Annotated in this window: 6 protein-coding genes and 1 pseudogene; 4 read left to right on the top strand and 3 right to left on the bottom strand. The window is 70.3% G+C overall.

The window, feature by feature from the left end; genetic code table 11:
* Positions 1–460: 460 nt before the first annotated feature.
* Positions 461–3,277 carry a hypothetical protein gene (locus ACFVGO_RS38625; RefSeq protein WP_380636846.1) on the top strand — a complete coding sequence of 939 codons (2,817 nt, stop codon included), beginning with the start codon at positions 461–463 and terminating at the stop codon, positions 3,275–3,277.
* Between the two features lie 109 nt (positions 3,278–3,386).
* On the opposite strand, the gene ACFVGO_RS38620 is transcribed toward ACFVGO_RS38625, so the two are convergent.
* Positions 3,387–3,851: a phage tail protein gene (locus ACFVGO_RS38620; protein WP_359906844.1), complete on the bottom strand. Its 465-nt coding sequence runs from the start codon at positions 3,849–3,851 to the stop codon at positions 3,387–3,389.
* 303 nt (positions 3,852–4,154) lie between these two features.
* The gene (locus ACFVGO_RS38615) at positions 4,155–5,342 is read right to left on the bottom strand and encodes a cytochrome P450 (RefSeq protein WP_359906846.1); all 1,188 of its coding nucleotides are present in this window, start codon (positions 5,340–5,342) and stop codon (positions 4,155–4,157) included.
* A gap of 378 nt (positions 5,343–5,720) precedes the next feature.
* Here ACFVGO_RS38615 and ACFVGO_RS38610 point away from each other — a divergent pair, with 378 nt between their 5' ends.
* Complete coding sequence (locus ACFVGO_RS38610; protein ID WP_380636843.1) at positions 5,721–6,656, top strand: glycoside hydrolase family 19 protein; 936 nt, start codon at positions 5,721–5,723, stop codon at positions 6,654–6,656.
* Positions 6,657–6,871: 215 nt separating this feature from the next.
* Here ACFVGO_RS38610 and ACFVGO_RS38605 read toward each other — a convergent pair.
* Positions 6,872–7,015, bottom strand: a pseudogene (locus ACFVGO_RS38605) (GNAT family N-acetyltransferase); the annotation flags it as partial.
* 1,106 nt (positions 7,016–8,121) lie between these two features.
* Here ACFVGO_RS38605 and ACFVGO_RS38600 point away from each other — a divergent pair.
* Both ACFVGO_RS38600 and ACFVGO_RS38595 read left to right on the top strand, forming a co-directional pair.
* Positions 8,122–9,408 carry an MFS transporter gene (locus tag ACFVGO_RS38600; protein ID WP_359906851.1) on the top strand — a complete coding sequence of 429 codons (1,287 nt, stop codon included), beginning with the start codon at positions 8,122–8,124 and terminating at the stop codon, positions 9,406–9,408.
* A 154-nt stretch (positions 9,409–9,562) separates the two neighbouring features.
* Positions 9,563–11,808 (top strand): amino acid adenylation domain-containing protein (locus ACFVGO_RS38595; RefSeq protein ID WP_380636841.1); only part of this gene is annotated, 2,246 nt, incomplete at its 3' end.

Raw genomic sequence — 11,808 nt, 5'->3', positions numbered from 1 at the left:
GCCGAACGGCGGGAGCGGCCCTCGGGTGTGATGACGTCCCAACGGTGCGGCCGGGCGAACGAATACGACGGCTTCTTCGGTTCACCGTCCCGGGCGGGGAATTCGTGAAAGGAAGGTCCCCTGGTCACAAGGGGTGCGAGACGGCCCGAGCCGTGGAGTGCGCACGTCATTTCAATGGCATGTTCCCGATTGGACCGAGGACGGTACGAGGAATTCGCTCATTGCTCACGTGAATCGCGCGAGTCCCTTCCGTTCCCGGATTGAATCTGACAGCATCGTCCGCTATCCGGTGACCGAATGCCGGTGATCAGTGCGCCGGTTGGGCCCGCAGGGTGCCCGTCCGCAGCCGACCTCCCCGGACCGGATCGACGCGTGGGGCCGGGATGCGACCGGGGCGCGACCGGGGGAGGAACGTGATGCTCGGCTCCGTTGTGCGCAGGCTGCGCCACGTGGAGGAGAAGTGACCGCCCGGGCCGGCACCCGCGTGCCCACCCGCGACTCCGCCCACCGCCCACCGCGCTGGGTCCGCACCAGGCTGCGGGCGAACCCGCTGTCGGCGCTGCTCATGGCGGCCCTCGCGTTCGTCACCGTCTTCCTCGCGGCGGCCCTCCCCCGCATCGCGGACCGGGGCGCGGACACGGCACTCCAGGACTTCGTCGGCGGGAAGGGCCCCAACCAGACCAGCCTGCAGACCACTTCCAGGACCCGGGACGACGACACCGCCGTCGAACTCGACCGGGTGCAGCGGCAACTGGTCGAACAGGTCGGCCGGCGGCTGACGCCGTCCCGAGCGGGGCAGGCCTACGGTGCCCGCGCCCTGGGCGACCACTCCATGGCCAATCCGGGGTACGCCCACATCTCGGACAAGGAGCCCTACCCGGTCCTCAGCCTGCTCCACCTGCACGACCTGGCCGCCCGGGCCACCCTCACCGACGGCACCTGGCCGACCCCCGGCGCCGTCGGCGGTCCGCTGCCGATCGTGGTCAGCGAGAAGGCCGCCGAGACCATCCGCATCAAACTCGGTGACGTCATCGACAACGGCGTCGAGAGCTCCGGCGCCAGGCGGACCACCGTGGTGGTCGGCCTCTACCGGGTCAACGACCCCCAGGACCCGTTCTGGGACGACCTCGGCTGCCCGGCCCGCGCCTGCCTGAACACCAAGCCCGACCACGAGCACTGGACGACCAGCGGGTTCGTCGACGGCGGCAGCCTGCCCGCGCTGGTCCGCTGGGGTTCGACCGCCGAGAACTTCTGGCGGCTGCCCGTCGACCCCGCCTCGCTGCACGCCGACCGGATCGACCGCACCCGCGACGTCATCAGATCCTTCCTGACCGGGCGCGACGCCACCGCCCTCCTCGACGCGACCGGACGCGCCGACCTGCAGACCGTCTCCGGCCTGCCCGACGTCCTCACCCGGGCGGACGAGCGCTACCGTGCCTCGCTGCCGCTCAGCGCGATCGGCCCGGCCGGCGTCGCGGGCGTCGCCACCGTGGTGCTCTTCCTGGCCGCCGCGCTCACCACCGACCGGCGCGCCGCCGAGATCCGGCTGCTCCGGGCTCGCGGCGGTTCCCTCGCCGGGGTGCTGCGACGGCTGATCGGCGAGGGGGCGGTCACCGTCCTGCCCGCCGCCGTGCTCGCCACGGCCCTCGCCCTGGTGCTGCTGCCCACCCCCCGGTGGGACCGCGCGGTGTCGGCCGCCCTGGTCGCGACCCTGATCGCGCTGCTGGCCTTTCCGGTCCGCGCGGCCCTGCTGTGGTCCCGTCGACGACCGGCCGGCGGCCGCCGCCGACTGGTCGGCGAACTCGCCGTCCTGGCGGTCACCGCCGCGGCCGTGGCGGAGGTCCGGCGCCGGGGTGTCGGCCACCCCGGGGCCGGGGTGGACCCGCTGCTGGTCGCCGCGCCGCTCCTGCTCGCCGTCACCGGCGGACTGCTGCTGGCCAGGATCGAACCGGTGGTGGTCGGCCGGCTGGCCGCCCTCGCCGGCCGGGGCCGCGGCCCGATCGGCTTCCTCGGCCTCGCCCGGGCCGCCCGCGACGGCTCCGGCCGCCGCAAGCCCTCCGTGCTGCCGCTGCTCGCCCTGCTGATCGCCGTCACCACGACCGGCTTCGGCGCCACCGTGCTCGACACCGTCGACCACGTGCGGACCCGCGCCGCGCGCATCGCCACGGGCGGGGACATCGGCGTCGCCCTCCCGGACTACGCCACCCTGACCGCGCCGTTCACCGAGGCCGCCGCCGCCCTGCCGGGCGTCCGGGCCTCGACCGCGGCCTGGATCGAGCCCAGAGCCCGCTTCTTCGCCACCGACCGGGACTACACCGAGGCCGACCTGGTGGTGGTGGCCGACCCGGCGGCGTACGCCGAGATAGCCCGGGCCCTCGGCGTCGGCGGGTTCGATCCGGCGAAGCTGGCCGGGACGTCCGGCGGCGGCCGGGACACCCCGGTGCCCGCCCTGGTCAGCCGCGACCTGGCCGAACGCCTGGCCGCAGGGCCGTCCCGGGTGCGCACGCCCAACGGCAACGACCTGCACCTCACTGTCGCCGGTGTCGTCGGCGCCACCCCCGCACTGCCGGACCCGGGCAAGCCGTTCGTCGTCGTCCCCGCCGGCCCCGCCTGGGAACGACTGCCGGACACCAGGCGCGTCAACACGTGGTTCGCCGTCGGCGACGTCGACCCCGACCGGGTCAGAACGGTCCTGCGGGACAACAGCGGGGACCGGCCGGTCGGACTGGCCAAGCTGATCGCGGAGGACGCCACCGCCGTCGGCAAGGACACCCACGGCCTGCCCTCGGGATACACCGTGCACAGCAGCCGGGAGACCGCCGCCGCGCTCGGTGACGACCCGCTGCAGCACGCCGCCGGGCGGCTGTTCCGGTACGCGGCCGCCGCCGGAGCCGGATTCGCCCTGCTCGCCGTCCTGCTGACGCTCTTCCGGGCCGCGCCCGACCGCACCGCCGTGCTCGCCCGACTGCGCACCATGGGCATGCGGCCGCGGCAGGGGCTGGCACTGATCATGACCGAGGCGCTGCCGCAGACCCTGGCCGCGGCCGTCGGCGGCGGCCTGGTCGCACTGGCGGCGGTCGCCCTGCTGGGCGGGGCCTTCGACATCTCGACGCTGGTCGGCGCCAAGGTCGGGGACGTCGTCGTCCCCGTGCTGGTGCCGGTGCTGCTGCCCACCGCGGGCCTGGCCCTGCTGGTCGGGCTCGGGGTGGTGGTGGAGACGCTGGTCGCCGGCCGGCGCCGGATCGCCACCGAACTGCGGGCGGGTGAGCAGTCGTGACACCGGGAGCAACCGGGACCCCCGGCCGGCGCCCCGGTCGCCCGGTCGCTCCGGTCCCTGGGGCCGGGGGCGGGGCCGGACGCGGGGGCCGGACGCGGGGGTGCGGCGGTCAGTACTCGTTCTTGACGACGAAGAACGAGCCGCGGATGACACCGGCGAGCTTCGACTTCTGCCGGGCGAACTTGAAGCGGGAGGCGAGCTCCTCCGGGATCTCCATCCCCTCGGAGAGCTTGAACCCGACCGCCCGCTTCTTGGCGTCGTCGACGGTGTACATCACGTTGACCGACAGCCCGCTCTCGTAGAAGACATAGGCCATGCGGATGTTCTCGACCTGGAAGGCCGTGGCCTCCAGCGGGCGGGACGCGATGACGATGTCCCGTTCCTCCTTGAGGATCCGGTGCACCCAGTCGACGGCCTCCCGGGCGTCGCCGGCCGGCTCCACCGTGAAGGCGTGGTCGTACTTGTTCCTGAAGTAGCGGGCCTCGTTCGCCCGCAGACCGGCCAGCGCCTCCGCGACGGGTGAAGACTCCAGACCGACGGTCGAGACGGTGTCGAAATCCACGGTGTAGGTCATGGCGGGTACTTCCTCGTCGGCGTCGGTGGACGGCGGACGCCCCGGCACCCGCGCCGGACCGAGTGCTGCCTCGTCCCGCGTCCCACGTCCCGCTCCGAGCGCTGGTCGCCGTGGACCGGGATGCCGTCGGCTCCCGCCAGTATGCGGGCCGGGTGGGGCTGGTTCCAGGTCCTGAAGGTGGTGTCGCGCCCGGTGAAGCCGTTCTCCGACCTGCCTGGACGGTGCGGCCGGGGTGCCGGAGGCCGCGGCGGACGTCCGTCGCACCGTGCCCGGCGCCGCCCTGGTTCCCGTCGACGCCACGGGTCACCAGGTGACAGGCAGTGCGTCGAGGCCGTAGACCTCGTTGTTGACGCGGTAGGGCACGTCCTCGGCGGGACACGCGAGCGCGAGACCGGGCAGACGCCGCAGGAGCGCGGGCACCGCGATCCGCAGTTCGGCGCGGGCCAGCGGAGCGCCGAGGCAGTGGTGCGGGCCGTGCCCGAACGCCAGGTGCGACACGGGTTTGCGTGCGATGTCGAAGCGGTCCATCCCGGCGCCGAGCGCCGGGTCGCGGTTGGCCACCGGCAGTTGACAGACGACCTGGTCACCGGCCTTGATCGGCACGCCGCCGATCTCGGTGTCGCACCGCGCGGTCCGGGCCAGCGCGGTGCTGGACACGGACAGGTACCGCAGAAGTTCCTCGACGGCGGTGTCGATCACCGGATCGCCCTCGGTGGCGTCGCGCAACCGGTCGGCCTGTTCCGGGTGCGACAGCAGGGCGAGCACGCCCAGGCCGATCGTGTTGGACACCGTGACGTGGCCGGCGAGCAGCAGCAACTCGCAGACGCCGACCAGTTCGGAGTCCGACACCGCGCCGCCGTGCTCCCGGACGAGCATGCCGATCATCCCGTCGTCCGGGCTGCGCCGCTTCTCCGCCACCAGGGAGGCCATGTACGCGTGCGATTCCCGGCCGGCCGCGAGCCGTTCCTCGATGGGGAGCCCGAGATCCAGCGTGGTACGGGACCAGCGGTGGAACTGCCCCTGGTCGGGGTCGGGAACGCCGAGCATCGCGCAGATCACCCCGAGCGGCAGCGGCAGGGCGAAGTCGGCCATCAGGTCCGCCGTGGGACCCCGCGATTCCATGGCGTCGATCAGCTCGCCGACCAGGGTGCGGATCATCGGCTCCAGTGAGCGGATCCGCTTCCCGGTGAACTCCGGCGTCAGGACGTGGCGCAGCCGTGTGTGCTCCGGCGGGTCCATGTTGAGGAGCTCGTTCGGCAGGACCGGAGCGCGTTGCGGGTCGTACATCGCGAACGTCTCCTGGTCGGCCAGCACGCGCCGCACGTCGGCGTGCCGGGTGACGAGCCAGTACTCACCGACCCGGTGCAGCCAGAAGTCCTGGACGCGCCGAACCCGGTCCCCGCGCTGGACCTCACCCAGTGCCGGGCCCGGGCCGAGCCCGTCGCGACGGTAGAAGATCGAGATCGGCGGCACTTCCTGCTGCTCACTCATGGAACCTCCCGTGATCGCCCGATACCCACTTGCCGATACCGACTTCCCGATACCCAGGCGCTCGTGCCGCTGCGCGCGTCGGCCTCGGTCCTGTGCGGCGCGCGGGGGCGCGGAGGCCTCGCACCCGCTCCCTCCCCCGAGCCGGAGCCGCCCCCGGCCCCTGTTTCCTCCCCGGCCGTTCCGCGGGGTGCGTCTTTTTCCGGGAACCCCTTGACAGGTATAGACCATTCCGCTTGAGTCTGGGTCAGCCCCGCACCGGCCCGCACCCCGGTCGGCCCGTCCCCCACGACGTGCCCCCACCCGCGGGGCCCGGCTCCCCTGCCCCGACGTCCCTACCTCCACGACCGTGCGGCCCCACACCGCACAAGGGGTGATCAAGTGTCCACGAAACGCCTGCTCGCACTGCTCTCCGCCGTCGCCACGGCGCTGGCGGTGGTCCTGCTGCTGCCCGCGGCCAACGCCAGCGCCGCCGTCTGCGCCACGCCCTGGAACTCCACGGCCGTCTACACCGGCGGCGGCGCCGTCTCCTACAACGGCCACAACTGGCTCGCCAAGTGGTGGACCCAGAACGAGCCGCCCAGCACCGGAGGCTCCGGCGTCTGGTCCGACCAGGGCGGCTGCGGCACCGGCCCGACGACGACCCCGACCCCGACCGCCACGCCGACGTCCACGTCCACCGGCACGCCGAACCCGAGCGGATTCCCGGTCAGCCAGGCCCAGTTCGACCAGATGTTCCCGAACCGGAACCCCTTCTACACCTACCAGGGCCTGATCGACGCCCTCGCCGCCTACCCCGCCTTCGCGGCCACCGGCAGCGACACCGTCCGCAAGCAGGAGGCCGCGGCCTTCCTCGCCAACGTCAACCACGAGACCGGCGCGCTGGTCTACGTGGTCGAGCAGAACACCGCCAACTACCCCCACTACTGCGACACTTCACAGCCGTACGGCTGCCCGGCCGGGCAGGCCGCGTACTACGGGCGCGGCCCGATCCAGCTGAGCTGGAACTTCAACTACAAGGCGGCCGGCGACGCCCTCGGCATCGACCTGCTGCGCAACCCCAACCTGGTGCAGACCGACCCGGCCGTCGCCTGGAAGACCGCACTCTGGTACTGGAACACCCAGAACGGGCCGGGCACCATGACCCCCCACAACGCGATCGTCAACGGCTACGGCTTCGGCGAGACCATCCGCAGCATCAACGGCTCACTGGAGTGCAACGGCGGCAACCCCGCACAGGTGCAGAGCCGGATCAACGCCTACCAGCGCTTCACCCAGCTGCTCGGCACCGTACCGGGCAACAACCTGAGCTGCTGAACACCCAAGACCCGTCCGACAACTGATCACCTGCCCGGTCCGCGAAGCCAGCGGACCGGGCAGGCCGGCGCCGGCAGGCGGTCCGGCCCTGCTCTCGGACCGGACCGCCCACCGCGTGCTACTCCTCGCCAGGCCGCCCGGCCCGCCGGGAGGAACAGGCGACCGGGGCCGCTCGGGCAGACCTCGCTCCGGGGTCCAGCGGTACAGGAAGCGCTCCACCAGGAGTTCGTACCGACGCGCTTCCAGTCGGGGCGGAACCGGGTACGCCGATGGCCTTCACGGGCGCCCAGGGGGTCGGGGAGTGCGTCGAAGAGATGAGCGTCGCTCGCGGAGAGCGCGCGGATGACCGGATCGGTCATGGATTCCTCCGGGATACAGGCTGCTTGGAGCGCTCCCGGTCAGACCTCACGAACCACGCCGGGACAGCGGAAGAGGGAGCGCTGGAAAGGTGTGAACCGCACGGCACTCGCCTCCTTCCGTTCGTCTCGGGGCGTGGAGCCACACAGTACGTGATCTTCCGTGCGGCCGCCCACGGATTTCCGCACCCCTTGAAGGAGGGGCGGTAACCAGCCATCCTGCCCACCCGGTTCGGTCACCTGCCCCTGCCCCTGCCCCCGCTCGTCCTCTCCCTCGGCCCGGTCGCCCAACAACATGCTCACCACGTACAGTTCCAGCCCCGCCCTGCACGCCGCGGGCCTCCGCATCCGCCCGTGGGGGCGGCTCACCTGGACATCCTCACCGCCACCGCGACCGTGCGCCGATGATCACGAACTGCGGGTGCCGAGAATGTAGTTGACCTTCAAGCCATCGCCCCACACACTGAGACATGTGCAATGTTACATTGCAACAACACTCCGTTCGTCTCGGCGAAACCCATGCGGGATGCCTATGCAGAAGGAGAGCCCCTCGTGTCCCACGTCGCCCTGGCGGATGTCCCGTGCGGTGAGTCCGACGAGTCCCTTGTCGCAGGCCAGAGCTGCAGCAAGGACGGGGATAGCGTTGGCCCGGTCGCCGACCCGCTCCTGTCGCACGGTCAGCTGGCGGTGGCCGAGCAGCCAGGAGACGGTGCGTACGGCCTTCCCCCCGTGGCAGTCACCCCGCTCGCCACTGTCGAGTCCGGGCCGGACCACCGGACCACCATGACCAGGGCCTCGAAGGCCCGGCCGTCGCGGGGGCGGCGCACCGGCGGTGTACGGTCGACAGCGAGACGTCGAACGCCGGGACAAGGGACCGACGGAGTGGCCAGGCCCCCCCGTTCGTGGAGATCCGGCCGGCAGGACAGATCCACCCCCATCGGGATGCACCACTCCGCTTGACGCGCCGGCCCCGCACGAGACATTTTCCAGATGGCCAGTTCGCGAATGCTGTCGCAAATTTCGCCACCCCGGTGGCATCATTTTCCGGACCGCCGAACGGCGAAATCCTTGCCAATTTACTGTGACTGGTTGTCTATGATGGTAACTTCATGACCAAAAAGCCGGGAATTTTAGAAGACCGAGGGTTCAGGGGGCTCTTCGCCGCTACGGCAGTGAGTGCCGCCAGTGTCAGTGTGGCGAGGATCGCCATCCCGCTGGTCGCAGTCCTTGCGCTGGATGCCGGAGCGTTCGAAGTGGGGCTCGTCTCCACCTTCCTCACTCTCCCGTTCCTGCTGGTCGGCCTGCCGGCCGGCGTGTGGGTGGACCGGCTTCGGCGTCGCAGAATCCTTGCCCTGTGCCAGCTTGCGCGTTCTCTCATTCTTCTTTCCATTCCTCTGTGCTGGTGGGTCGACCTCCTTTCGATCTGGCAGCTCTACGCCACCGTTCTCCTGTTCGGCGTGTGCAACGTATTCTTTGACGTCGCGTACCAGAGTTATCTCCCCAGCCTTGTGGGTCGGGACAGGGTACTGGAGGGGAATGCGAAGCTCACCGGCGTCCAGCAGGTCTTTGCCGTGGGTGGCCCTTCACTGGGCGGTCAGGCCGTGGCACTGCTCACGGCTCCGGTCTCCTTCGTGGTGACCAGCGTCGGCCTTCTGATCTCCTCGGCCTGCATCGCACGGATTCGCGCCGAAGAGGCGGAGCCGGTCCGTGGAACGGAATCCCGTATGCTCCAGGAGATCGGGGCTGGGCTCCGTCTGGTGCGCGGAAGCTCTCGGCTCCTCGCGATCGCCGGGTCCTCCGCCTGGCTGAACTTGACGTGGTATGCCGCTTACACGGTGATGATGCTCTTCCTGGCGAGGACGCTCGATCTGTCGCCCGCCTTGATCGGAATCTTCCTGAGCGTATCCGGAGCGGGTGGGCTCCTCGGGTCCTTCCTGGCGAGGCGGATTTCCGAGAAGGCCGGCCCCGGTCCTGCCATGTGGTTGATCCTGCTCCTCGGCTCCCCTTTTGCGCTCGTCCTTCCCTTTGTCGGATCCGGCTGGACGCTCTGGATCGCGGCCTGCGCCGACGGTGTCACGGCGTTTATGATCGTCGTCTACAATGTCACTCAAGTCAGCTGCACACAGACCCTGACCCCCGATGAATATCTCGGGCGAGTAAATGCCACGATGCGATTCCTGACCTGGAGCTTCATGCCCGTCGGCTCCGTACTGGGCGGCGCCGTGGCTGGGTGGCTCGGGGTACGCCAGGGGCTTTTCGTGTGTGCCGCCGCGGGCTGTTTCGCCTTTATTCCGATTCTCCTTTCGCCGCTGCGCACCATGCGGAAGTTCCCGTCGTCGCCCAACGGTGACGATGAGGCTCCTGAAGGAGTTGCGGCGGCGACCGCCAAGCGCTGAGCACCTCATTCTTGAGTGTTGTCCGACTGGCTTGTCTTCATTCTTGATGTGCCCCCTTCATTGTGCGCTGCGAGCTCTCCTGCATGCCCTGCGGAGAGAACTCCAACCCGCACGAGAGGGGTGCCGACCTGTGCCTAGAGAGGTTCTCGGAGCGATGGCTGTGGGTAGCGACGACTTATCCGCATCGGTTGTTGATGGTCAATTGGCCTACTGGCGTGAGGTGTTGGCGGGTCTGGAGCCGTTGGAGCTGCCGACGGACCGGCCGCGGCCCTCGGTGCGGTCGGGGCGCGGGTCGAGCCTTGAGTTCGAGGTGCCGGCCGAGGTGACCGGTGGGCTGCGGGAGCTGGCGCGGCGCGAGGACTGCACGCTGTTCATGGTGCTGCTCGGCTTGTACCAAGTGCTGCTCTCCACGTACTCGGGGCAGTCCGACGTGGCGGTCGGCGTGCCGATCGCGGGACGGAACCGGCCGGAGACCGAGGGGCTGGTCGGGTTCTTCCTGAACAACCTCGTCCTGCGCGCCGACCTCGGCGGCGACCCGACGGTCCGTGAGCTGTTGCGGCAGGTCAGGGGCCGCGCGCTGGACGCCTACGCCAACCAGGACGTCCCCTTCGAACGCCTGGTGGAGGAACTGGCCCCACAGCGCGACCTCTCCCGCACCCCGCTCTTCCAGGTGATGCTCGCCGCCCAGGACGGCTTCGACGGACAATGGGAGTTCAAGGGACTGGAGACCGAAGCGCTGTCCCTGGAGGCCACGACCTCCGCCCTCGACCTGACGATGTCGTTCCGCGAGGACGGCAACCGCATCACGGCCTGCGTCGAGTACTCCACCGACCTCTTCGACCGCGCGACGATCGAACGAATGACAGGCCACTTCGGAGAGCTCCTCGCCTCCGCGGCCGCCGGCCCCGACCGCCGGATCGGCGAACTGAACCTGCTGACCGCCACCGAACGCGAACGGCTCCTGGTGGAGTGGAACGACACGGCCGCACCCTTCCCGGTGGACCTCGGCGTCCCCGAGCTGTTCCAGGAACGCGCACGCGAATGCCCGGACGCCGTGGCCCTCTCCTTTGGCGAACAGTCCCTCACCTACCGGGAGTTGAACGCCCGAGCGAACCGGCTCGCCCGCCACCTCAGGACACTCGGCGTCGGCCCCGCCACCCTGGTCGCGGTATGCCTCGAACGCGGACCCGACCTGGTCGCCGCCCTGCTCGCCGTTCTCAAGGCCGGCGGCGCCTACATACCCCTGGACCCCGCATACCCGCTCGACCGCCTCACCTTCCTGCTCCACGACACAGCGGCACCCGTCGTCGTCACCCAGGAAAGCCTGCGCGAACGACTACCCGACACCGGCGCCGCGGTCGTAAGCGTGGATGATGCCGCCGACGCCGCAGCAGTAGCACGCGAGAACGACACCGACCTGCCCACCGAGGCCACCGGCAACGACCTCGCCTACGTCATCCACACCTCCGGATCCACCGGCACACCCAAAGGCGTCGAGATCCCCCGCAGCGCACTCACCAACCTCCTCCTCGCCCTGCGCGACCGACTCGCCTTCACCGCCGACGACCGACTGCTCTCCGTCACCACCGTCACCTTCGACATCTCCAACCTGGAGCTGTACCTACCCCTGATCACCGGGGCCCACGTGGTACTCGCGAACAGGGAACAGACCCGCGACCCCCACGCACTCGCCACCCTCCTGACCCGACACGGCATCACCGTCATGCAGGCCACCCCCTCCGTCTGGCAGACACTCGTCGACGTACTGCCCGACCAGGCCACCCACCTGCACATACTCACCGGCGGCGAAGCCCTGCCCCCCGACCTCGCCCACCGCCTCACCAACCGCGCCCACCGCGTCACCAACCTCTACGGACCCACAGAAACCACCATCTGGTCCCTGGCCGCCGACATCGAACCCGAAACGCACACCGTCACCATCGGCCACCCCATCGCCAACACCGAACTCTTCGTCATGAACGAATCCGCCCGACCCGCCCCCATCGGCGTACCCGGCGAACTCTGGATCGGCGGAGCCGGCCTCGCCCGCGGCTACCTCAACCGCCCCGAACTCACCACCGAACGCTTCATCCCACACCCCGTCCGAACGGATCCCGGCGCCCGCGTCTACCGCACCGGCGACCTCGTCCGCCGACTGCCCGACGGCACCATCGAATACCTCGGCCGCATCGACCACCAGGTCAAAATCCGCGGCCACCGCATCGAACTCGGCGAAATCGAATCCACACTCCTGAAACACCCCGACATCACGTCCTGCGTCGTACTCGCACGCGAGGACACCCCCGGAACCAAACGACTCGTCGCCTACTGCACGACCCACCCGAACCCCGAACACCGCCCCGACACACCCGAACTACGGACATGGTGCGCCCGCAGCCT

Source organism: Kitasatospora sp. NPDC057738, assembly GCF_042798815.1.
Classification (GTDB): domain Bacteria; phylum Actinomycetota; class Actinomycetes; order Streptomycetales; family Streptomycetaceae; genus Kitasatospora; species Kitasatospora lactacystinica.
This window is presented reverse-complemented; position numbering and strand designations above follow the sequence as displayed.

Excerpts from the sequence above, each read along its gene's own strand:
- ACFVGO_RS38620 (WP_359906844.1), bottom strand. The coding sequence starts at position 3,851 with ATGACCTACACCGTGGATTTCGACACCGTCTCGACCGTCGGTCTGGAG.
- ACFVGO_RS38615 (WP_359906846.1), bottom strand. The coding sequence starts at position 5,342 with ATGAGTGAGCAGCAGGAAGTGCCGCCGATCTCGATCTTCTACCGTCGC.
- ACFVGO_RS38600 (WP_359906851.1), top strand. The coding sequence starts at position 8,122 with ATGACCAAAAAGCCGGGAATTTTAGAAGACCGAGGGTTCAGGGGGCTC.